The organism is Vibrio navarrensis (assembly GCF_000764325.1).
Classification (GTDB): Bacteria; Pseudomonadota; Gammaproteobacteria; order Enterobacterales; family Vibrionaceae; genus Vibrio; species Vibrio navarrensis.
This window is the reverse complement of sequence record NZ_JMCG01000001.1, coordinates 3,209,577-3,233,472: the sequence shown is the minus strand read 5'-3', so window position 1 is coordinate 3,233,472 and position 23,896 is coordinate 3,209,577. Positions and strand designations below refer to the sequence as shown.

11 protein-coding genes are annotated in these 23,896 nt (G+C 41.9%); 8 read left to right on the top strand and 3 right to left on the bottom strand.

Annotated features, from left to right (window positions below; genetic code table 11):
- Positions 1-26: 26 nt before the first annotated feature.
- A complete protein-coding gene (locus tag EA26_RS20110) occupies positions 27-593 on the bottom strand; it encodes a hypothetical protein (protein WP_043037929.1) in 567 nt (188 codons plus the stop codon).
- 1,047 nt (positions 594-1,640) lie between these two features.
- Between EA26_RS20110 and EA26_RS14360 the strand changes: the two genes are divergently transcribed.
- The 8 genes from EA26_RS14360 to EA26_RS14305 all read left to right on the top strand — a co-directional run bounded on the left by EA26_RS14360 (position 1,641) and on the right by EA26_RS14305 (position 22,226).
- Positions 1,641-3,175 (top strand): IS3 family transposase gene (locus tag EA26_RS14360; protein ID WP_404975831.1). Its coding sequence is split into 2 segments (ribosomal slippage): positions 1,641-2,094 and positions 2,094-3,175, totalling 1,536 coding nucleotides; the frame shifts between segments, so codons are not numbered across the junction.
- A 178-nt stretch (positions 3,176-3,353) separates the two neighbouring features.
- A complete protein-coding gene (locus tag EA26_RS14355; RefSeq protein ID WP_039428640.1) occupies positions 3,354-3,734 on the top strand; it encodes a hypothetical protein in 381 nt (126 codons plus the stop codon).
- 3,918 nt (positions 3,735-7,652) lie between these two features.
- On the top strand, positions 7,653-7,955 hold the full coding sequence (locus EA26_RS14340) for a hypothetical protein (RefSeq protein ID WP_039428637.1): 303 nt from the start codon (positions 7,653-7,655) through the stop codon (positions 7,953-7,955).
- A 1,538-nt stretch (positions 7,956-9,493) separates the two neighbouring features.
- Positions 9,494-9,949 (top strand): GNAT family N-acetyltransferase, encoded by a 456-nt coding sequence (locus EA26_RS14330; protein ID WP_193244240.1) that lies wholly within the window; start codon positions 9,494-9,496, stop codon positions 9,947-9,949.
- Between the two features lie 2,123 nt (positions 9,950-12,072).
- A complete protein-coding gene (locus EA26_RS14325) occupies positions 12,073-12,438 on the top strand; it encodes a hypothetical protein (RefSeq protein ID WP_039428632.1) in 366 nt (121 codons plus the stop codon).
- A 2,020-nt stretch (positions 12,439-14,458) separates the two neighbouring features.
- Positions 14,459-14,749, top strand: coding sequence for a hypothetical protein (locus tag EA26_RS20920; protein ID WP_081947109.1), 291 nt, complete (start codon positions 14,459-14,461; stop codon positions 14,747-14,749).
- Between the two features lie 1,553 nt (positions 14,750-16,302).
- Entirely contained in the window at positions 16,303-16,599 is a 297-nt protein-coding gene (locus EA26_RS14320) for a Dabb family protein (RefSeq protein WP_039428630.1), read from the top strand.
- A 5,210-nt stretch (positions 16,600-21,809) separates the two neighbouring features.
- The gene (locus tag EA26_RS14305) at positions 21,810-22,226 is read left to right on the top strand and encodes a GFA family protein (RefSeq protein ID WP_039428628.1); all 417 of its coding nucleotides are present in this window, start codon (positions 21,810-21,812) and stop codon (positions 22,224-22,226) included.
- Positions 22,227-23,276: 1,050 nt separating this feature from the next.
- Here EA26_RS14305 and EA26_RS14300 read toward each other — a convergent pair.
- Together EA26_RS14300 and EA26_RS14295 are read right to left on the bottom strand one after the other, a co-directional pair.
- Positions 23,277-23,594, bottom strand: coding sequence for a CcdB family protein (locus tag EA26_RS14300; RefSeq protein ID WP_039428625.1), 318 nt, complete (start codon positions 23,592-23,594; stop codon positions 23,277-23,279).
- A complete protein-coding gene (locus tag EA26_RS14295; RefSeq protein WP_017420672.1) occupies positions 23,594-23,839 on the bottom strand; it encodes a type II toxin-antitoxin system CcdA family antitoxin in 246 nt (81 codons plus the stop codon). Before EA26_RS14295 ends, EA26_RS14300 begins: the two co-directional genes overlap by 1 nt.
- Positions 23,840-23,896: the final 57 nt, after the last annotated feature.

The following is a 23,896-nucleotide window of genomic DNA, read 5'->3' as shown; positions in this document are numbered from 1 at the left end:
GTGCTGAATCACTCTTGAACAGTTTGTTATATTTTTATTTGCCACAAAGTGATGTTTGTATCCTTTTCAACACCCCTGACTACCAACCCCTGACTTTCTAGCTTAAGCAGGGTATCAGCCACTACCCTAAAACTAATTGATAATATATGACCAATACCAGTCGCAGTGTAAGCATTGTTAGGGTGCTCTTTTAGGTAATCCAAAATAAGTTGTTCAAAACTGTCTTCCGCAGCAGTTTTAAAGCTATTTTTCAAACTATGCCTTAACGATTCGATTGTAGACGAGTTTAGTTCTGGAGCGTCCCGCTTAATGGATTCAACTACCTCTTCGGTTTTAGCACTTAACACTTTCTCAATACCATTGGCAACGATGAAGTTTTTTTCATCAGAATAGTCACTGGGAGCATATAGAACCTGAGGCTTTTTAACTAAAATACCAAAAAATGTCACTACTATGAGTAACGGGAAAAACATCACGAAATAAACAAAATTTTGTTGAATCTCTAATGGCAGTAGAACCAAAGCACCAGTTGCAAACGCTTCTGCTACACCAGCAAAAATCGCCACAATTGTTAAAGGATTACTAACTTTCAATTCATACTCCAAACTTGATGAAAAATATAACGCCCAATTAAGTAGTGAGCAACGCGATACAAAAGCTACCGCATTGCGTCATAAACACAAAACTCACTGCAAACCAAAACTGCCACGCGTTGCGAATCTGCTTAAATTGTTTGTTATGCGATTTGTACGCAAGTGCCAAATTGGCTAACGAAAACATTACCTTAAACACGGCAAGCTACAAACGCGCAGATAACTTTTTGTGATTCAAGAACCAGCGAATTCAACATTTCGTAAAAAGGTCGTCACAAGTACGGAACGCTGATTTAAAGCGAAGAATTAGCTTTTGCTTGCGAGAAACTCAACGAACCGAAATTTCAGCAATTACCGACTTTCAGTAAACTTGCCCTTTCCACACTTTACGCCTGAAATTTTTCAGCGACAAAATCCGATTTTTAATGAGGCAACTTAACGAACTTTGGCATGTTTTACGGTCTGAGTGATTCAAGAATTTGAGCCGAAAATACTGATTTGCCGAAACCCAAAAACGAATTGCCAAAGAGATTAAATTAGAAGAAACCTAAAATTTTGCCTTGTCGCATAACGCCCTGCTAAGGGGTGAGCAATGCACTGCAAGAGCTACCGCACACCACCTGAATCACAAAACCCGCCGCATGCTGAAAATGCCACGCATTGCGAATCCCTCTTAAGCAGTTTGTTAGCTTAAATTTCAGCACCTTAAGATTTACTAAACCTGAGATTAATCCGATTTAGGAAACCGGCAAACCACTTAAGTTTTAAAACCCAAATTGATTCAAACTTTGTGGCCTTTCATGCGATTTGAAAACCCGAAAATTTTGATAAATCACTTTCGGAAAACTCAAAGCGAAAGCAAAACTTCCAACGCGACTTTGCACCAAACTGGCTAACCTCACGCAAGCCCAAAACTCAATTGAGGCAACTTCTCAAGACTTGCGTTGGCAAACAATGCTGATTTGCCGAAAACCTGAACGAATCCCCCTCTGGCAGGATAGTTGTCACTGTTAAAATTTAACCAGTCTAGGGCGGTAAGAGTGAATTGTGTCTCGTATTCCAACAGAAAGAAAAGAAGCCATATTGAAGAAGCTGCTGCCTCCATACTCAATGTCAGTGAGCGAACTTTCAAAAGAGGAAGGCATTAGCACTGCAACCCTGTATCATTGGCGACAGCAACTCAGACGTTCAGGAGCCGCAGTGCCAAACAGCAACACTTCATCAGAGCAGTGGTCTGCTCAAACTAAACTCGCCATCGTCGCCGAGACTTACTCGATGACCGAGAATGAACTCAGCCAATATTGTCGTGAAAAAGGTCTGTTTCCAGAGCAAGTCCAACGCTGGCGCAGCGAATGTATGCAAGGCTTCATGTCGAGTAAAGAGCGGGAAGCACAAGCAAAGAAGCAGGCCAAAGCGGATAAGCTTGAAATCAAAGAGCTTAGGAAGGAGTTACGCCACAAAGAAAAGGCGCTCGCTGAAACGGCTGCCCTGTTGGTTCTACGAAAAAAGCTCATAGCCTTTTACGGGGAAGAGCCAGAGGACGACTAACCTCAACCGATGAAAGGCAGCACCTGATTGCTCTTATCCACGATGCCAAGCAAAGTGGTTGCCGCTTAGAGCGAGCTTGTTATGAGGTTCAAATTGACCTGAGAACGTATCGTCGATGGTATCGGCAAGGAGAGGTTCAAGCGGATAAAAGACCGACCTGTGCCAGACCTGAGCCAGCTAACAAGCTCTCTCAGCAAGAGCGTGATGCCATTATCGAGGTGTGTAACCGCCCAGAGTTCGCGAGCTTACCTCCAACTCAAATCGTACCGACACTGCTTGATAAAGGTGAGTATATCGCCTCAGAGTCGAGCTATTATCGGGTACTGAGTGCACAAGGGCAACTTCATCATCGAGGCCGTCAGAGGAGTAGACAAACACAAGCGAAGCCAACGAGTTATACGGCGACAGGCTCGAATCAAGTCTACACATGGGATATCACTTACTTGCCTTCAAAGGTTCGAGGCCAGCACTATTATCTGTACGTCATTGAGGACATCTACAGCCGAAAAATCGTGGGTTATGAGGTGTATGAACGTGAGTGCGGCGAGTTAGCCTCACAACTCCTGCAGCGGACGTTGATGCGAGAGCAGTGCTTCAGTCAACCGCTGGTTCTTCACTCAGATAACGGTGCGCCTATGAAGTCGCTGACGTTCAAAGCGAAGATGGATGAGTTAGGCATTACCTCATCGTATAGCCGTCCAAGAGTCAGTGATGATAATCCGTATGTAGAATCGTTGTTCCGCACGGTAAAGTACATGCCAAACTGGCCGACAAAGGGCTTTGAAAGTCTCGACAGCAGTCGACGTTGGGTTGAAGCCTTCGTGCGCTGGTACAACACCGAGCACAAACACAGTAAGCTAAATTATGTCACGCCTTCAGAGCGTCATAATGGAAAAGATGAAGAGATCTTGAAGCGCCGAGCTGAGGTATTGCTCGCAGCAAAACAGCGAAAACCTGAGCGCTGGCCTGGTGATATCAGGAACTGTGAACCAGTTGGTGAAGTCCACCTAAATCCAGAAAGAGAAGCTGCTTAATAAGCAAGCAAATGATGGCAACTATCTTGAAAAACACCGGAATCGTAAGCTTTGCCTTCTTGAGAACTATATCTCAGACCCAGCTAATGCAGATAGTGATGCGCTACAAGTAGCTAAGGAACAAAGAGATACTTACTATTTCAAGATTGCTACAAATGGTATTTATGCGGAAAAGCCCATGAGAATGGCTTTAATCAAGCTTCATTCTCAACTAGCTACAAAAATATCATGGACTACGATTAGGCGGGCTTTTGTGTATATAGAACTCAATAGTGAAGGAAAAGTGATTCTTAGAGAGCAGACGCTTTTTGAGAAAATAGGTGAGTATTACAATAAATTTGTAGCTGCTCTTTTTGCTATTGTTTCAGCAATTGTTCTCGTGTTTCTAATAGCTGCAAATGAAGTTGACTTTTTAATTGTCTTAAAAATGGTGTTACTAGCTTTGTTTTTTCTAGTTTGTGCTCTTGGCGTGCTAACACAAAATTTTCCTATAATTGCAGCGAGACGCATAAAAAATGAACAGGAACAAGTGGTAAGCAATAATTCGGGAGATGTATAAATTTAACAAAGCATTTAAGAGGGACAATCAACGCGTGGCATTTTTGGTTTGGTTGGGTATTTGAGGTGACGGCTGGCTAGTTTAAGTTCAGTTGTTTGCGTTGCTTGCCCCTTAATGCGGCGTTAGTACTGGGTTGGCATCAAAGGTTAAAAGTTTCTGTGTTTATTGGTTTCTTTTCCTAACTATACACCTGATCAAATGTGCCTTTCACGTTCGCTCCGGTGGCACTAGATGCGAAGTTTTCGCTTTGATTTCACCTTTTACGGTTTCTAATTTTTGGGTTATTTCTTTGGTGTGGCTTCTTTGGTGTTGGGAGATGTTTGGCAAAAACGGCGTTTCTTTGGCGTTGTTGTCAAAGTCTGAAGGCCGAATCCTTTGCTAATTTGAAAACGGTGAAAAAGGGAAGTTTGGCACGTTTTTCTTCTAGCCAACTTTCATCTTGAGGTCGGTTTTTAGATTGTCAGTTGCCCGTTAGGCTTCTGTGTTTTTAACCACAAGTTTCGTGCTATATTTCAGTATCTTGGCGTGTGCCAAAGGCTTTGCGGGCAGCGTACTAACAAGCTGCTTAAGAGGGATTCACAACGCGTGGCATTTTTACTATGCGTTGATTTTAGTGATTAAGGGGCATGCGGCGGCATCGGTATTGCGTTGTTCACCCCTTAGCAGAGCGTTAGCTTAAAACAAATAAAATCAATTGGTTGTGGCTTTTTCTTTCTTCCTTTGGCCATTCGTTCAGGTTTCTCGGCAAATCAGCATTGTTTGCCAACGCAAGTTTTGAGCAGTTGCCTCAATGGAGTTTTGGGATTGCGCGAGGTTAGCAAGCTTGGCTCAAAGTCGCTTTGGCAGTTTTGCTTTCGCTTTGAGTTTTGCAAACATGTGTTATCAAAATTGATTGGTTTTCAAAGCAAATGAACAGTCACAAAGTTTGAATTAATTCGGGTTTTAAAACTCAGTTAGTTTGCCAGTTTTCCAAATCGGTTTAATCTCAGGTTTGGTTAATCTAAGGTGCTGAAATTTAAGCTAACAAACTGCTTAAGAGGGATTCGCAATGCGTGGCATTTTCAGCATGCATTGGGTTTTCGTGATTAAGGCGGTGTGCGGTAGCTTTCGTAGTGCATTGCTCACCCCTTAGCAGGGCGTTAGCTTAAAATAATGAAAATCAATTGTTTGCAGCCTGTTTTTCTTCCCTTGGCAGTTCGTTCAGGTTATTTCGGCAAATCAGCATTGTTTGCCAACGTGAATTTTGAGTTGTTGTCTCAATTGGGTTTTGGGGCTACACGAGGTTAGCCAGTTTGGCGCAAAGTCGCTTTGGAAGTTTTGCGTTCGCTCTGAGTTTTCCGAAAATGATTTATCAAAAATTTCGGGTTTTCAAACTTAAGTGGTTTGCCAGTTTCCTAAATCAGGTTAATCTCAGGTTTGGTAAATCTAAGACGTTGAAATTTAAGCTAACAAACTGCTTAAGAGGGATTCGCAATGCGTGGCATTTTCAGTATGCGGTGGGTTTTGTGATTAAGGCGGTGTGCGGTAGCATTCGTAGCGCATTGCTCACCCCTTAGCAGGGCGTTATGTTTAATCACGCAAAATCAGTTGGTTGTATCTTTTCTTTGTTCCCTCGGATGATTGGTTTTGTGTTTGTCGGCAAGTTGACTTCAGCGGGCGCTGTTTTCTGGACACTTATTCTTTGGCGCTGGAAATTCAGAGAATTGCCTCATTCAATTTTCGAGTAAGCGCGAGGTTAGGGCGGCTGGCGCAATCAGTATTTTGAACACAGGTTTTGGGGCTTGAATTGCCGAAATACAAAGTCTGTTTTTCAAATCTATGAGTCGTTTCCGTTTTTTAGGTCTTGGCTTTTGTTTGTGAATCAAAGCTGAGTTAATCTTGGTTTTGGTAAAACGTAAGTCATTGAAGCTTAAACATAACAAACGGTTCAAGAGGGACAGCCAACGCGTGGCATTTTTATTATGCGTTGTTTTTTGTGGTTACGGTGTTATGCGGAAGCTTGGTTGTGGCGTTGGCTGCCCCTTAACCGGGCGTTAGCTTAAAACAATAAAAACCAATTGGTTGCAGCCTGTTTTTTCTTCCCTTGGTAGTTCGTTCAGGTTATTTCGGCAAATCAGCGTTGTTTGCTAATTCGAGTTCTGAGCGGTTGCCTCAATTGAGTTTTGGGGTTGCGCGAGTTTAGCAAGTTTGGCGCAAACTCGCTTTGGCAGTTTTGCTTTCGCGTTGAGTTTTTCGAAAATGTGTTGTCAAAATTTACTGATTTTCAAAGAGCACAAAATGTCACAAAGTTTGAATCAATTCGGGTTTTAAAACTCAAGCGGTTTGCTGGTTTTACAAATCAGGTTAATCTCGGGCTTAGTAAATCTAAGGTGCTGAAATTTAAGCTAACAAACTGCTTAAGAGGGATTCGCAATGCGTGGCATTTTCAGCATGCGGTGAGTTTTGTGATTAAGGCGGTGTGCGGTAGATTTTGCAGTGCATTGCTCACCCCTTAGCAGGGCGTTAGCTTAAAATATTAAAAATCAGTTGTTTGTGGCTTTTTCTTTCTTCCTCTGGCAATTCGTTCAGGTTTATCGGCAAATCAGTATTGTTTGCCAACGCGATTTTCGAGTTGTTGCCTCAATTGAATTTTGGGATTGCTCGAGGTGAGTAAGTTCGGCGCAAAGTCGCTTTGAAAGTTTTGCTTTCGCTATGAGTTTTCCGAAATTGATTTATAAAAATTTTCGGGTTTTCAAATCGCATGAAATGCCACAAAGTTTGAGTCAATTCGGGTTTTCAAACTCAAGCGTTTTGTTGGTTTCCCAAATCAGGTTAATCTCAACTTTAGCAAATCTAAGGTGCTGAAATTTAAGCTAACAAACTGCTTAAGAGGGATTCGCAATGCGTGGCATTTTCAGCATGCGGTGAGTTTTGTGATTAAGGCGGTGTGCGGTGGCTTTGGCAGTGTATTGCTCACCCCTTAGCAGGGCGTTAGCTTAAAACAATGAAAATCAATTGATTACAGCCTGTTTTTTCTTCCCTTGGCAGCTCGTTCCGGTTTCTCGGCAAATCAGCATTGTTTGCCAACGCGAGTTTTGAGCAGTTGCCTCAATTGAGTTTTGGGATTGCACGAGGTTAGCAAGTTTGGCGCAAAGTCGCTTTGGAAATGTCGCTTTCGCTTTAAGTTTTGCAAACATGTGTTATCAAAATTGATTGGTTTTCAAAGTAAATGAACAGTCACAAAGTTTGAATCAATTCGGGTTTTAAAACTCAGTTAGTTTGCCAGTTTTCCAAATCGGTTTAATCTCAGGTTTGGTTAATCTAAGGTGCTGAAATTTAAGCTAACAAGCTGCTTAAGAGGGATTCGCAATGCGTGGCATTTTCAGCATGCGGTGAGTTTTGAGATTAAGGCGGTTTGCGGTAGCTTTCGTAGTGCATTGCTCACCCCTTAGCAGGGCGTTAGCTTAAAACAAACAAAATCAACTGGTTGTGGTCTTTTCTTTCTGCCCTTGACCATTCGTTCAGGTTTTTCGGCAAATCAGTATTGTTTGATAACGCGAGTTTTGAGCTGTTGCCTCAATTGAGTTTTCGGATTGCGCGAGGTTAGCCAATTTGGTGCAAAGCCGCTTTGGAAGTTTTGAATTTTCCGAAAGTGATTTATTAAAATTTTCGGGTTTCCAAATAGCATGAAAGGCCACAAAGTTTGAGTCTATTCGGGTTTTAAAACTCAGGTGGTTTGTTAGGAACCCAAATAAGGTTAATCTCAACTTTGGTAAATCTAAGGTGCTGAAATTTAAGCTAACAAACTGCTTAAGAGGGATTCGCAATGCGTGGCATTTTCAGCATGCGGTGGGTTTTGTGATTAAGTCGGTGTGCGGTCGCTTTGGTAGTGCATTGCTCACCCCTTAGCAGGGCGTTAGGCTAATCAGGGAGAGAATGATGTCACTTTGGATTTTAATTCCGCTTTCATTTGTTCATATTACTGTTGGTGGAGCAATTGGTTTTGGTTTAGTTTTTGCTGCTTGTGCTGAACGTGGAGTGACAATGTCTCAGTTCAGTAATGATGTGTGTGTGGTTTTATGGTTCGCTTATACAATATCGTTGCTTTTAAGTGTTTTCTTAGTTATCTATTTTTATCTGGCAGATAGTGATGCGTCTTACTTTTGGTGGTACGCGATGCCATGGACGTTACTGATTGTGCTTATCACTTATTGGAGAGCATCGATCGTAAAATTAGCCTAACAAACTGCTTAAGAGGGATTCGCAATGCGTGGCATTTACAGCATGCGGTGAGTTTTGTGATTAAGGCGGCGTGCGGTAGCTTTTGCAGTGCATTGCTCACCCCTTAGCAGGGCGTTAGCTTAAAACACATAAAATCAATTGGTTGTGGTTTTTTCTTTCTTCCCTTGGCCATTCGCTCAGGTTTCTCGGCAAATCAGCATTGTTTGCCGGCGCAAGTTTTGAGCAGTTGCCTCAATGGAGTTTTAGGATTGCGCGAGGTTAGCAAGCTTGGCGCAAAGTCGCTTTGGAAGTTTTGCTTTCGCTTTGAGTTTGGCGAACATGTGTTGTCAAAAATTATTGGTTTTCAAATCACATGAAAGGCCACAAAGTTTGCGTCATTTCGGGTTTTAAAACTCAAGCGGTTTGTTGGTTTCCCAAATCGGGTTAATCTTAGCTTTGGTAAATCTAAGGTGCTGAAATTTAAGCTAACAAACTGCTTAAGAGGGATTCGCAATGCGTGGCATTTTCAGCATGCGGTGGGTTTTGTGATTAAGGCGGTGTGCGGTAGCATTCGTAGCGCATTGCTCACCCCTTAGCAGGGCGTTAGCTTAAAACATTAAAAATCAATTGGTTGTGGTCTTTTCTTTCTTCCTTGGCCATTCGTTCAGGTTTTTCGGCAAATCAGCATTGCTTATCAATGCGAGTTTTGAGTAGTTGCCTCAATTGAGTTTTGGGACTGCACGAGGTTAGCAAGTTTGCCGCAAAGTCGCTTTGGAAGTTTTGCTTTCGCTTTGAGTTTTCCGAAAGTGATTTATCAAAATTTACTGGTTTAAAAGCAAGTGAACGGTTACAAAGTTTGAGTCATTCCGAGTTTTAAAGCTCAAGTGGTTTGCCAGTTTTCTAAATCAAGTTAATCTCAGGTTTGATCAATCTAAGGTGCTGAAATTTAAGCTAACAAACTGCTTAAGCGGGATTCACAATGCGTGGCATTTTCAGCATGCGGTGAGTTTTGTGATTAAAGTTGTGTGCGGTAGCTTTCGTAGTGCATTGCTCACCCCTTAGCAGGGCGTTAGCTTAAAACAATAAAAATCAATTGGTTGTGGTCTTTTCTCTCTTCCCTTGGCCATTCGTTCTGGTTTTTCGGCAAATTAGCATTGTTTGTCAACGCGAGTTTTGAGCAGTTGCCTCAATCGAGCTTTGGGATTGCGCGAGGTTAGCCATTTTGCCGCAAAGTCGCTTTGGAAGTTTGGCTTTCGCTTTGAGTTCACCGAAAATGAATTTTCAAAATTTTCGGGTTTTCAAATCGCATGAAAGGCCACAAAGTTTGAGCCAATTCGGGTTTCAAAGCTTAAGTGGTTTGTTGGTTTTCCAAATCGGGTTAATCTCAAGCTTTTATAAATCTTAAGGTGCTGAAATTTAAGCTAACAAACTGCTTAAGCGGGATTCGCAATGCGTGGCATTTTCAGCATGCGGTGGGTTTCGTGATTAAGTCGGTGTGCGGTAGCTTTTGTAGTGCATTGCTCACCCCTTAGCAGGGCGTTATGCCTAAGGTGAAATTGATGATCAAGCAGCTTGATGTAAATGAAAAATTAGTGGTTGAACTGTCAGAGCGTTGCTTCGACGAACTTCGTCAAGTTTACAGGCCAACCGAGCTCGCAGTTAGCAATAAAAACAGTGCTAAAAGTGAGTGGAGTTGTTTTGGTTTCCATGTTGATCAGGTTTTAGTTGGAGTAGTTAAAGCTAAACAGGTTGGCTCAGAATTACAGCTTAGCTCGTTAGCAGTTACACCAAGTTTTCGCCAAAAAGGTGTAGCCAGAAAGCTCGTTGATTTCGTTGTTACACAGTTTAAGCGTATTAACTCAGTCTCGGTTTGGTGTGTTGAGCAAACAGGTAATGTCGCTGTTTTTAAGGCACTAGGCTTTAATGTGGTTCAACGTTTTGATTCAGACTTTTTCATACTTTCCGATGGTTCAAAAGCGGTAGAGGTTCACTTAAAACAAAAAGTAACGGCATAACAAAGCGTTTAAGAGGGACTTGGCACGCGTGGCATTTTCAATTTGCGTTGGGTTTAGTGGTTAAGGTGTTATGCGGTCACTTTTGTATTGCGTGCCTGCGCCCCTTAACGCGGCGTTAGCTTAAAACAATAAAAATCAATTGGTTGTAGCCTGTTTTTTCTTCCTCTGGCCATTCGTTCAGGTTTCTCGGCAAATCAGCATTGTTTGCCAACGCGAGTTTTGAGCAGTTGCCTCAATTCAGTTTTGGGCCTAATCGAGGTTAGCCAATTTGGTGCAAAGTCGCTTTGGAAGTTTTGCTTTCGCTTTGAGGAGTTTTCCGAAAATGAGTTCTCAAAATTTACTGGTTTTCAATGCGCATTAAAGGCCACAAAGTTTGAGCCTATTCGGGTTTTAAAACTCAGGTGGTTTGCCAGTTTTCCAAATCGGGTTAATCTCAGGTTTGGTTAATCTAAGGTGCTGAAATTTAAGCTAACAAACTGCTTAAGAGGGATTCGCAATGCGTGGCATTTTTAGCATGCGGTGGGTTTTGTGATTAGGTTGGTGTGCTGTAACTTTTGTAGTGCATTGCTCACCCCTTAGCAGGGCGTTATGTAACCGTAGAGAAAAAGCCCACAATGCATTGAAAATTAAAGTATTTTTATGATTTCTTCACTTTGAGTTTAGCTTCTGCTTTGCATGTTTTATTATTTTAACTGATTGTTTTAATGGGTTATTTTTAAAGTTGTAAATCCAGTTTTATTCATATTGGTTTAGGTTTAGTCTTCTTGTTCTTCGAGTCTGTACTCTGGGCTTTAATGGTAAAACGAGTTTGCGTTCAGCTTGTCTATAGTCATGATCCGCAGAACCAAGAGGCTTTTGTTGTTGCCAGAGTTTTTTCTACTGGGTCAATGCTGATTTTTCGTGTAAGTTAAATCGTGTTTGGCGATGCTGTTTTTGGTAATGCTTTGAAATGGTTAGTAAAGTTACATAACAAAGCATTTAAGAGGGACAATCAACGCGTGGCATTTTTGGTTTGGATACGCATTTGAGGTTAAGGCTGGCTAGTTTGAGCGCAGTTGTTCGCGTTGCTTGCCCCTTAATGCGGCGTTAGCTTAAAACAATGAAAATCAATTGGTTGTAGCCTGTTTTTTCTTCCCTTGGTAGTTCGTTCAGATTTCTCGGCAAATCGGCATTGTTTGCCAACGTGATTTTTGAGCAGTTGCCTCAATTAAATTTTGGGGCTGCGCGAGGTTAGCCAGCTTGGCGCAAAGTCGCTTTGGAAATGTCGCTTTCGTTTCGTGTGTTATCAAAATTTATTGTTTTTCAAAGCAGATGAACAGTTACAAAGTTTGAACCAATTCGGGTTTCAAAACTCAGGCAGTTTGCCAGTTTCCCAAATCAGGTTAATCTCGGGCTTAGTAAATCTAAGGTGCTGAAATTTAAGCTAACAAACTGCTTAAGAGGGATTCGCAATGCGTGGCATTTTCAGCATGCGGTGGGTTTTGTGATTAAGGCGGTGTGCGGTAGCTTTAGCAGTGCATTGCTCACCCCTTAGCAGGGCGTTAGCTTAAAACAATGAAAATCAATTGGTTGTGGCTTTTTCTTTCTTCCTTTAGCAATTCGTTCAGGTTTTTCGGCAAATCAGCATTGTATATGAACGTGAGTTTTGAGCTGTTGCCTCAATTGAGTTTTTAGGTTGCACGAGGTCAGTCAGTTTGGCGCAAAGTCGCTTTGGAAGTTTTGCTTTCGCTTTGAGTTTTCCGAAAATGAGTTCTCAAAATTTACTGGTTTTGTAAAGCAAATGAACGGCCACAAAGTTTGAGTCATTTCGGGTTTTAAAGCTCAGGTAGTTTGCCGGTTTCCTAAATCGGGTTAGTCTCAGGTTTGGTAAATCTAAGGCGTTGAAATTTAAGCTAACAAACTGCTTAAGAGGGATTCGCAATGCGTGGCATTTTCAGCATGCGTTGGGTTTTGTGATTAAGGCGGCGTGCGGCCGCTTTGGCAGTGCATTGCTCACCCCTTAGCAGGGCGTTATGTGCCTAATCCTGTATACGTGACTTAGGCTGTGAAATTCCAAATATCTTATGAAATTGGTTGTCTTTAGTAATAGTCTCAAGGTAATCAATTTTCAAGGATATAAAATCATGTTGGAACGCATAGAAAAAATACTGGATCTCAATGACATTGCTTATGAAAGCGGTGAAAGCACGATGTATGTAAAACTTGGCGGTCTGAGTTCAAAGGTAAAAATTAGGTATGATTATGCGAACAACACCTACAAATTTAGTTGTGGTGAGTTGAGAATGTTCATATCCAGTATCATCTTCTTTTGTCTGGCATTCAACACACTCATTCAAGCTAATCTCGGGTTATGGAATGGATATGCAGCAGGCTTAATGTTTGCTATAGCTATTGGAAATCTGTTTTCCGTGATAGTTACAAATATACAAATGTTAGATTTACGAACTCAACTCCGTCAGGAAGGCGTGTACTTGAAACCAGGCACATAACAAGGCGTTAAAGAGGGATTCATGCCGCGTGGCATTTTTGGTATGCGGTGATTTTTGGTGGTGAAAGTGGTCTGCTGAAGGTTGGTTTGTGCGGCATTCACCCCTTAACGCAGCGTTAGCTTAAAACAAATCAAATCAATTGGTTGTGGTCTGTTTTTTCTTCCTTTGGCCATTCGTTCAGGTTTTTCGGTAAATCTGTATTGTTTGCCCAATTCGAGTTTTAAGCAGTTGCCTCAATTGAGCTTTGAGATTGCGCGAGGTTAGCCAGTTTGCTGCAAAGTCGCTTTGGAAGTTTTGTGTTCGCTTTGAGTTTTTCGAAAGTGAGTTTTCAAAAATTTCGGGTTTTCAAATCGCATGAAAGACCACAAAGTTTGAGTCAATTCGGGTTTTAAAACTCAAGCGGTTTGCCGGTTTCCCAAATCGGGTTAATCTCAATTTTGGTAAATCTAAAGTGTTGAAATTTAAGCTAACAAACTGCTTAAGAGGGATTCACAATGCGTGGCATTTTCAGCATGCGGTGGGTTTTGTGATTAAAGCCGTGTGCGGTAGCTTTTGTAGTGCATTGCTCACCCCTTAGCAGGGCGTTAGCTTAAAACATTAAAAATCAGTTGTTTGTGGTTTTTCTTTCTTCCTTCGGCCATTCGCTCTGGTTCCACGGCAAATCCACATTGTTTGTCAACATGAGTTTCGAACAGTTGCCTCAATTGAGTTTTGGGACTGCGCGAGGTTCGCCAGTTTGGTGCAAAGTCGCTTTGGAGGTTTTGTTTTAGCTTTGAATTTTCCGAAAGTGATTTATCAAAATTTTCGGGTTTTCAAATCGCATGAAAGGCCACAAAGTTTGAGCCAATTCGGGTTTCAAAGCTTAAGTGGTTTGTTGATTTTCCAAATCGGTTTAATCTCAGGCTTGGTAAATCTAAGGTGCTGAAATTTAAGCTAACAAACTGCTTAAGCGGGATTCGCAATGCGTGGCATTTTCAGCATGCGGTGAGTTTTGTGATTAAGGCGGTGTGCAGTGGCTCTTGCAGTGCATTGCTCACCCCTTAGCAGGGCGTTAGCTTAAAATAAATAAAATCAATTGGTTGTGGTCTTTTCTTTCTTCCTTTGGCCATTCGTTCTGGTTTGTCGGCAAATCAGCATTGTTTGTCAACGTGAGTTTCGATCAGTTGCCTCAATTGAGTTTTGGGACTGCACGAGGTTAGCCAGTTTGCCGCAAAGTTGTTTTGGAAGTTTTGCTTTCGCTTTGAGTTTCCCGAAAGTGATCTATCAAAATTTTCGGGTTTTCAAATCGCATGAAAGGCCACAAAGTTTGAGCCAAATTGGGTTTTCAAACTCAAGCGGTTTGTTGGTTTTCCAAATCGGTTTAATCTCAGGTTTGGTAAATCTAAGGTACTGAAATTTAAGCTAACAAACTGCTTAAGAGGGATTCGCAATGCGTGGCATTTTCAGCATGCGGCGGGTTTTGTGATTCAGGTGGTGTGCGGTAGCTCTTGCAGTGCATTGCTCACCCCTTAGCAGGGCGTTAGCTTAAAACAATTAAAATCAATTGATTGCAGCCTGTCTTTTCTTCCCTTGGCAGCCCGTTCCGGTTTCTCGGCAAATCAGCATTGTTTGCCAACGCAAGTCTTGAGCAGTTGCCTCAATTGAGTTTTGGGAATGCGCGAGGTTAGTATGTTTGGCGCAAAGTCGCTTTGGCAGTTTTGCTTTCGCTTTTAGGAGTTTTCCGAAAATGAGTTCTCAAAATTTACTGGTTTCAAAGCAAGTGAACGGTTACAAAGCTTGAGTCATTCCGGGTTTTAAAGCTCAAGTGGTTTGTTGGTTTCCCAAATCGGGTAATCTCAGCTTTGATAAATCTTAAGGTGCTGAAATTTAAGCTAACAAACTGCTTAAGCGGGATTCGCAATGCGTGGCATTTTTAGCATGCGGTGAGTTTTGTGATTAAGGCGGCGTGCGGTAGCTTTGGTAGTGCATTGCTCACCCCTTAGCAGGGCGTTATGTTTTCGGGATAACTTGAGGAAAAGAGATGGATTTCATTTGGTTGGTTTTAGTTTTAGGCGCTGCTGCAACATTCTACTATTTCGTATTATATTCGAAGCCACAAGATGATGATTGGCACAAATTGCCGACACTTGAGAACTATTTGATAAAACATCCTGAATGTAAAACGGCAGATCCAGAAAGTGCTAAATGCTTTAGTTGTGGTTCAGACAAAGTGATTTTTCAACCATTAACAACTCATGCAGATCTTCGTTATAAACATATTTGCTTATCTTGCAAAAAAACACTTTTTAGAAGTAAGGCAATAATGTCTTAAATCAGTTGATGATCCTAAGAATATTTTCAGCAAAATCAGATGGTTGTAATAAAACATAACAAACGGTTCAAGAGGGACAACCAACGCGTGGCATTTTTACTATGCGTTGGTTTTTATGGTTACAGCGTTATGCGGAAGCTTGGTAGTGGCGTTGGTTGCCCCTTAACCGGGCGTTATGCCCTTGTCGTAATTTACTCAATAATTAACAATTTTCGTTAAATTTGGGCTTAATCAAATTGCAAGGTTTCTAACAACGCTATTGTCGAGTTTAAATTGAAATAACTTGGAACTGGCTTCAATGGAACGTTGTGGTAAATGTAAGCAATTCACTCGAACAAAAGAGAATGACAAGGATTTATGCGGAGCTTGGGAACAGCCAACTACAGCAGATAGGCAGGCTTGTCAGTTTTATATACCCAAAAATTTGAGCTTTTTCCAAAGCAAACAGGATTCAAAATCGTAGCAAACAAAAGGAACGGGCATAACAAACTGTTCAAGCAGATTCGGCATGCGTGGCATTTTTGGTTTGCGTTGGTTTTAGTGATGACGTAGTGTTGCGGAAGCTTTTGTAGTGCATGCCTCACTACTTAACAGGGCGTTAGCTTAAAACAATGAAAATCAATTGTTTGCAGCCTGTTTTTCTTCCCTTGGCAGTTCGTTCAGGTTATTTCGGCAAATCAGCATTGTTTGCCAACGTGAATTTTGAGTTGTTGTCTCAATTGGGTTTTGGGGCTACACGAGGTTAGCCAGTTTGGCGCAAAGTCGCTTTGGAAGTTTTGTGTTCGCTTTGAGTTCTCCGAAAATGAATTCTCAAAATTTACTGGTTTCAAAGCAAATGAACGGTCACAAAGTTTGAGTCAATGCGGGTTTTAAAGCTCAGGTAGTTTGTCGGTTTTCCAAATCAGGTTAATCTCGGGCTTAGTAAATCTAAGGCGTTGAAATTTAAGCTAACAAACTGCTTAAGCGGGATTCGCAATGCGTGGCATTTTTAGCATGCGGCGGGTTTTGTGGTTAAGGCGGTGTGCGGTAGCTTTTGTAGTGCATTGCTCACCCCTTAGCAGGGCGTTAGCTTAAAACATTAAAAATCAGTTGTTTGTGTTTTTTTCTTTCTTCCCTTGGTAATTCGTTCAGGTTTTTCGGCAAATCGGCATTGTTTGCCAACGCAAGCTTTGAGCAGTTGCCTCAATTGAGTTTCGTGGCTACACGAAGTTAGCCAGTTTGGCGCAAAGTCGCTTTGGAAGTTTTGCTTTCGCTTTGAGTTCTCCGAAAATGAGTTCTCAAAATTTACTGGTTTCAAAGCAAATGAACGGCCACAAAGTTTGAGTCATTTCGGGTTTTAAAACTCAAGCGGTTTGTCGGTTTCCCAAATCGGGTTAATCTCAATTTTGGTAAACCTAAGGTGCTGAAATTTAAGCTAACAAACTGCTTAAGCGGGATTCGCAATGCGTGGCATTTTTGGCATGCGGTGGGTTTCGTGATTCAGGCGGTGTGCGGTAGCTCTGGCAGTGCATTGCTCACCCCTTAGCAGGGCGTTAGCTGCTATCGAGGACAAAATGATTCGACACTTATTGCTTATCAAATTTAAACAATCCGCAGACTCATTAGAAATTGACAAGTTAAAGTGCTTGTTTGCGGCGATGCCGGAAAAAGTCGATGGTGTCCTTGCTGTTGAGTGGGGAGAAAACGATAGCCCCGAAGGCAAAAATCAAGGTTTCACGCATTCGGTTTTAATGACGCTTGCCGACGAAGCGGGCCGTCAAAACTATTTGCCACATCCAGAGCACGACGCACTTAAGCAAGTGTTTCGCCCGTTGCTCGAAGACATCGTGGTTTTTGATTACACAATCTAGAAGTGGGTAGCGCAGCTAACAAACTGTTCAAGTAGATTCGGCATGCGTGGCATTTTTGGTTTGCGTTGGTTTTAGTGATTACGTAGTGTTGCAGAAGCCTTTGTAGTGCATGCCTCACTACTTAACAGGGCGTTAGCTTAAAACAAATAAAATCAATTGGTTGTGGTTTTTTCTTTCTTCCTTCGGCCATTCGTTCTGGTTTCTCGGCAAATCAGCATTGTTTGCCAATTCAAGTTTTGAGCCGTTGCCTCAATTGAGTTTTGGGATTTAGCGAGGTTAGTCAATTTGGCGCAAAGTCGCTTTGGAAGTTTTACTTTCGCTTTGAGTTTTCCGAAAGTGATTTCTCAAAGTTTTAGGGTTTTCAAATCGGGTTAATCTCAAGCTTTTATAAATCTTAAGGTGCTGAAATTTAAGCTAACAAACTGCTTAAGCGGGATTCGCAATGCGTGGCATTTTCAGCATGCGGTGGGTTTCGTGATTAAGTCGGTGTGCGGTAGCTTTTGTAGTGCATTGCTCACCCCTTAGCAGGGCGTTAGCTTAAAACATTAAAAATCAGTTGTTTGTGGCTTTTTTTTCTTCCTTCGGCCATTCGCTCTGGTTCCTCGGCAAATCCACATTGTTTGTCAACGTGAGTTTCGAACAGTTGCCTCAATTGAGTTTTGGGACTGCGCGAGGTTCGCCAGTTTGGTGCAAAGTCGCTTTGGAGGTTTTGTTTTCGCTTTGAGTTTTCCGAAAGTGATTTGTCAAAATTTTCGGGTTTTCAAATCGCATGAAAGGCCACAAAGTTTGAGCCAATTCGGGTTTCAAAGCTTAAGTGGTTTGTTGGTTTCCCAAATCGGGTTAATCTTAGCTTTGGTAAATCTAAGGTGCTGAAATTTAAGCTAACAAACTGCTTAAGAGGGATTCGCAATGCGTGGCATTTTCAGCATGCGGTGGGTTTTGTGATTAAGGTGGTGTGCGGTAGCTTTTGTAGTGCATTGCTCACCCCTTAGCAGGGCGTTAGCTTAAAACAATAAAAATCAATTGTTTGCAGCCTGTTTTTTCTTCCTCTGGCCATTCGTTCAGGTTTCTCGGCAAATTAGCATTGTTTGTCAACGCGAGTTTTGAGTCGTGCCTCAATTGAATTTTGGGATTGCGCGAGGTTAGTCAATTTGGTGCCAAGTCGCTTTGGAAGTTTGGCATTCGCTTTGAGTTTCCCGAAAGTGTGTTATCAAAATTTGCAGGTTTTCAAAGCAAATGAACGGGCACAAAGTTTGAGTCAATTCGGGTTTTAAAACTCAAGCGGTTTGCCGGTTTCCCAAATCGGGTTAATCTCAATTTTGGTAAATCTAAGGTGCTGAAATTTAAGCTAACAAACTGCTTAAGCGGGATTCGCAATGCGTGGCATTTTTAGCATGCGGAGAGTTTCGTGATTAAGGCAGCATGCGGTAGCTTTTGCAGTGCATTGCTCACCCCTTAGCAGGGCGTTAGCTTAAAACAAATAAAATCAATTGGTTGCGGTCTATTCTTTCTTCCTTTGGCAATTCGTTTAGGTTTTCCGGCAAATCAGCATTGTTTAACAATGCGAGTTTTTGAGCTATTGCCTCAATTGAGTACTGGGATTGTGTGAGGTCAGCAAGTTTGGCGCAAAGTCGCTTTGGCAGTTTTGCTTTCGTTTTGAGGAGTCTTCCGAAAATGAGTTCTCAAAAATTACTGGTTTCAAAGCAAGTGAACGGTTACAAAGTTTGAGTCATTCCGGGTTTTAAAGCTCAAGTGGTTTGCCAGTTTTCTAAATCAAGTTAATCTCAGGTTTGATCAATCTAAGATGCTGAAATTTAAGCTAACAAACTGCTTAAGAGGGATTCGCAATGCGTGGCATTTTCAGCATGCGTTGGGTTTTGTGACTAAAGCGGTGTGCGGTACTTTCGTAGTGCATTGCTCACCCCTTAGCAGGGCGTTAGCTTAAAACAATTAAAATCAATTGGTTGTGGTCTTTTCTTTCTTCCTTAGGCAATTCGTTTCGGTTTATCGGCAAATCAGCGTTGTTTGCCAATGCGAGTTTTGAGCGCTTGCCTCAATTGAGTTTTGGGGTTGCGCGAGGTTAGCCAGTTTGGCGCAAAGTCGCTTTGGAAGTTTTGTGTTCGCACTGAGTTTTCCGAAAATGATTTATTAAAATTTTCGGGTTTTCAAATTACATGAAATTCCACATAGTTTGAGCCAATTTGGGTTTTAAAACTTAAGTGGTTTGCCGGTTTCCTAAATCGAGTAAATCTCAGGCTTGGTAAATCTAAGGCGTTGAAATTTAAGCTAACAAACTGCTTAAGAGGGATTCGCAATGCGTGGCATTTTCAGCATGCGGTGAGTTTTGTGATTAAGGCGGTTTGCGGTAGCTTTAGCAGTGCATTGCTCACCCCTTAGCAGGGCGTTAGCTTAAAACACATAAAATCAATTGGTTGTGGTTTTTTCTTTCTTCCCTTGGCCATTCGTTCAGGCTTCTCGGCAAATCAGCATTGTTTGCTAGCGCAAGTTTTGAGCAGTTGCCTCAATTGAGTTTTGGGATCGCGTGAGGTTAGCCAGTTTGCCGCAAAGTTGTTTTGGAAGTTTTGCTTTCGCTTTGAGTTTGCCGAAAATGATTTATCAAAAATTTTCGGATTTTCAAATCACATGAAAGGCCACAAAGTTTGCGTCATTTCGGGTTTTAAAACTCAAGCGGTTTGTTGGTTTCCCAAATCGGGTTAATCTTAGCTTTGGTAAATCTAAGGTGCTGAAATTTAAGCTAACAAACTGCTTAAGAGGGATTCGCAATGCGTGGCATTTTCAGCATGCGGTGGGTTTTGTAATTAAGGCGGTGTGCGGTAGCTTTCGTAGTGCATTGCTCACCCCTTAGCAGGGCGTTAGCTTAAAACATTAAAAATCAATTGTTTGCAGCCGTTTTTTCTTCCCTTGGCAGTTCGTTCAGGTTATTTCGGCAAGTCAGCATTGTTTGCCAACGTGACTTTTGAGTTGTTGCCTCAATTGGGTTTTGTGGCTACACGAGGTTAGCCAGTTTGGCGCGAAGTCGCTTTGGAAGTTTTTCTTTCGCTTTGAGTTCTCCGAAAATGAGTTCTCAAAATTTTCGGGTTTTCTAATCGCATGAACGGCCACAAAGTTTGAGTCATTCCGGGTTTTAAAACTCAGGTGGTTTGTCGTTTTTTCCAAACTGGGTTAGTCTCGGGTTTGGTAAATCTAAGGTGCTGAAATTTAAGCTAACAAACTGCTTAAGCGGGATTCGCAATGCGTGGCATTTTCAGCATGCGGTGGGTTTTGTGATTAAGGCGGTGTGCGGTAGCATTCGTAGCGCATTGCTCACCCCTTAGCAGGGCGTTAGCTTAAAACATTGAAAATCAATTGGTTGTGGTCTTTTTATCTTCTTTTAGCATTTGGTTCAGGCTTTTCGGCAAATCCACATTGTTTGTCAACGCAAGTTTTGAGCAGTTGCCTCAATTGAATTTTGGGATTGTGCGAGGTTCGCCAGTTTGGTGCAAAGTCGCTTTGGAGGTTTTGTTTTAGCTTTGAATTTTCCGAAAGTGATTTATCAAAATTTTCGGGTTTTCAAATCGCATGAAAGGCCACAAAGTTTGAGTCAATTCGGGTTTAAAACTCAAGTAGTTTGTTGGTTTCCCAAATCGGGTTAATCTCAGTTTTTGTAAATCTAAGGTGCTGAAATTTAAGCTAACAAACTGCTTAAGCGGGATTCGCAATGTGTGGCATTTTCAGCATGCGGTGGGTTTTGTGATTAAGGCGGTGTGCGGTAGCTTTCGTAGTGCATTGCTCACCCCTTAGCAGGGCGTTAGCTTAAAATAATGAAAATCAATTGTTTGCAGCCTGTTTTTCTTCCCTTGGCAGTTCGTTCAGGTTATTTCGGCAAATCAGCATTGTTTGCCAACGTGAATTTTGAGTTGTTGTCTCAATTGGGTTTTGGGGCTACACGAGGTTAGCCAGTTTGGCGCAAAGTCGCTTTGGAAGTTTTGCGTTCGCTCTGAGTTTTCCGAAAATGATTTATCAAAAATTTCGGGTTTTCAAACTTAAGTGGTTTGCCAGTTTCCTAAATCAGGTTAATCTCAGGTTTGGTAAATCTAAGACGTTGAAATTTAAGCTAACAAACTGCTTAAGAGGGATTCGCAATGCGTGGCATTTTCAGTATGCGGTGGGTTTTGTGATTAAGGCGGTGTGCGGTAGCATTCGTAGCGCATTGCTCACCCCTTAGCAGGGCGTTAGCTTAAAACAATTAAAATCAATTGGTTGTGGTCTTTTCTTTCTTCCTTTGGCCATTCGTTCAGGTTTTTCGGCAAATTAGCATTGGTTGTCAAAGCGAGTTTTGGGTTGTTGCCTCAATTGAATTTTGGGATTGCACGAGGTTAGCCAATTTGGTGCAAAGTTGCTTTGGCAGGTTTAGCTTTCGCTTTGAGTTTTGCGAAAACGTGTTTTCAAAACTTACTGGTTTTTAAAGCAAATGAACGGCCACAAAGTTTGAGCCATTTCGGGTTTTAAAACTCAGGTGGTTTGTTGCTTTTCCAAATTGGGTTAGTCTCGGGTTTGGTCAATCTAAGGTGCTGAAATTTAAGCTAACAAACTGCTTAAGTGGGATTCGCAATGCGTGGCATTTTTAGCATGCAGTGAGTTTCGTGATTAAGGCGGTGTGCGGTAGCTTCGTAGCGCATTGCTCACCCCTTAGCAGGGCGTTAGCTTAAAACGATAAAAATCAATTGATTGCAGCCTGTTTTTCCACCCTTGGCAGCTCGTTCCGGTTTTTCGGCAAATCAGCATTGTTTGCCAACGCGAGTTTTGAGCCGTTGCCTCAATTGAGTTTTGGGATTGCGCGAGGTTAGCCAGTTTGGCGCAAAGTCGCTTTGGAAGTTTTGCATTTGCTTTGAATTTGCCGAAAATGATCTATCAAAATTTTCAGGTTTTCAAATCGCATGAAAAGCCACAAAGTTTGAGTCATTTCGGGTATTAAAACTCTGGCTGTTTGTTAGGAACCCAAATCAGGTTAATCTCAGGCTTGGTAAATCTAAGGTGCTGAAATTTAAGCTAACAAACTGCTTAAGAGGGATTCGCAATGCGTGGCATTTTCAGCATGCGGTGGGTTTTGTAATTAAGGCGGTGTGCGGTAGCTTTCGTAGTGCATTGCTCACCCCTTAGCAGGGCGTTAGCTGTTAAAAAGTGTCTACCTATAAATTATTGGAGGATTTATGAAAGGTCATGCTAAATGTTTATGTGGCTCAGTCGCACTAGAAGTTGAATATGCTAGTAATGAGGTGGCGGCATGTCACTGTAGCATATGTCGCAATTGGGGCGGTGGTCCAATGCTAGCCATCGATTGTGCTGATTCAGTACAAATAGCAGGTGAAGAAAGTGTCACAAGATACTCATCCTCAGAGTGGGCAGACAGAGGGTTTTGCAATAAGTGTGGAACACATTTGTTTTATTACCTTAAGCCTGCAAATCAGTATCACCTGCCAGTTGGCTTGCTTCAAGGTGATGACAATTTTCAGTTTACTCATCAAATATTTGTTGATGAGAAGCCCGAATACTATGATTTCAAAAACGAAACTCAGAATATGACTGGTGCTGAAGTGTTTGCTCATTTTGAAGCTGAAAACAGCTAACAAAGCGTTAAAGAGGGACTTGGCACGCGTGGCATTTTCATTTTGCGTTGGGTTTAGTGGTTAAGTTGTCATGCGGTCACTTTTGTATTGCGTGCCTACGCCCCTTAACGCGGCGTTAGCTTAAAACATTGAAAATCAATTGGTTGTGGTCTTTTCTTTTTTCCTTTGGCCATTCGTTCAGGTTTCTCGGCAAATCAGCATTGTTTGCCAACGCGAGTTTTGAGCCGTTGCCTCAATTGAGTTTTGGGATCGCGCGAGGTTAGCCAGTTTGGCGCAAAGTCGCTGTGGTAGTTTTGCTTTCGTTTTGAGTATTTCGAAAATGATTTATCAAAATTTTCGAGTTTTCAAATCGCACGAAAGGCCACAAAGTTTGAGTCAATTCGGGTTTTAAATCTCAGGTGGTTTGTTGGTTTTCCAAATCGGGTTAATCTCAGTTTTGGCAAATCTAAGGTGCTGAAATTTAAGCTAACAAACTGCTTAAGCGGGATTCGCAATGCGTGGCATTTTTAGCATGCGGTGAGTTTTGTGATTAAAGCGTTGTGCGGTAGCTTTTGTAGTGCATTGCTCACCCCTTAGCAGGGCGTTAGCTTAAAACAAATAAATCAATTGGTTGCAGCCTGTTTTTTCTTCCCTTGGCAGCTCGTTTCGGTTTTTCGGCAAATCAGCATTTTTTGCCAGCGCGAGTTTTGATCTGTTGCCTCAATTTAGCTTTGGGATTGTGTGAGGTTAGTAAGTTTGGCGCAAAGTTGCTTTGGAAGTTTTGCTTTCGCTTTGAGTTCTCAGAAAATGATTTATCAAGATTTGCTGGTTTTCAAAGCAAATGAACGGCCACAAAGTTTGCGTTATTTCGGGTTTTAAAACTCAAGCGGTTTGTTGGTTTCCCAAATCGGGTTAATCTTAGCTTTGGTAAATCTAAGGTGCTGAAATTTAAGCTAACAAACTGCTTAAGAGGGATTCGCAATGCGTGGCATTTTCAGAATGCGGTGAGTTTTGTGATTAAGTTGGTGTGCGGTAGCTTTTGCAATGCATTGCTCACCCCTTAGCAGGGCGTTATATGCCAGTAATCAGAAAGTCGATAGCAGAGATGATCTCGTCTCTAAAAGTGCTTAGATCATTTACAGGCACTTTTAGAATTTTGGTTGGTACACTTGCCATTTGATGAGTCAGAATTACGAAGTCACCTTCATCAATATGGATTACGGGGCATAAATGACTGGGCGCTTTTTTCTCTAACAACGTAGTAGGCGTTAGCGGAATAACTAGCCGAGTGTTCAATGTATCAAGCAATTCACTTTGAACGTCAACAAAGTATGGGTATGCGGTTGAAGTGCTTTTATCGTTGTTTTTGTATAGCGAAAATTGTGGCATTAGAATACTCGGTAAGAATCAGAAAATAGTCCGTGGTTTTCAGTTAGCTCGTTGCAAGCATTAATGGCATCAGCATTTTGCTCTAACCATTCAGCTTTCAGGCGTTGACTCACTTCTTTCTCAAGTGCCTTTTCCATTGTTGCCGAAAGGTTTATATTTAAGCGTTTAGCCTCAGCGAGTAACTCACTGTTTAAGCTTAAGTTTGTAGCTTTCTTTGGTGCTTGCGTACTATATGCGTTTCTCATGATAGCAACCTATACGTATTGTGTGTGCGCATAAATTATAGGCGCAATACAAGCATA

Excerpts from the sequence above, each read along its gene's own strand:
- EA26_RS14355 (WP_039428640.1), top strand. The coding sequence starts at position 3,354 with ATGAGAATGGCTTTAATCAAGCTTCATTCTCAACTAGCTACAAAAATA.
- EA26_RS14340 (WP_039428637.1), top strand. The coding sequence starts at position 7,653 with ATGTCACTTTGGATTTTAATTCCGCTTTCATTTGTTCATATTACTGTT.
- EA26_RS14330 (WP_193244240.1), top strand. The coding sequence starts at position 9,494 with ATGATCAAGCAGCTTGATGTAAATGAAAAATTAGTGGTTGAACTGTCA.
- EA26_RS14325 (WP_039428632.1), top strand. The coding sequence starts at position 12,073 with ATGTTGGAACGCATAGAAAAAATACTGGATCTCAATGACATTGCTTAT.
- EA26_RS20920 (WP_081947109.1), top strand. The coding sequence starts at position 14,459 with ATGGATTTCATTTGGTTGGTTTTAGTTTTAGGCGCTGCTGCAACATTC.
- EA26_RS14320 (WP_039428630.1), top strand. The coding sequence starts at position 16,303 with ATGATTCGACACTTATTGCTTATCAAATTTAAACAATCCGCAGACTCA.
- EA26_RS14305 (WP_039428628.1), top strand. The coding sequence starts at position 21,810 with ATGAAAGGTCATGCTAAATGTTTATGTGGCTCAGTCGCACTAGAAGTT.
- EA26_RS14300 (WP_039428625.1), bottom strand. The coding sequence starts at position 23,594 with ATGCCACAATTTTCGCTATACAAAAACAACGATAAAAGCACTTCAACC.
- EA26_RS14295 (WP_017420672.1), bottom strand. The coding sequence starts at position 23,839 with ATGAGAAACGCATATAGTACGCAAGCACCAAAGAAAGCTACAAACTTA.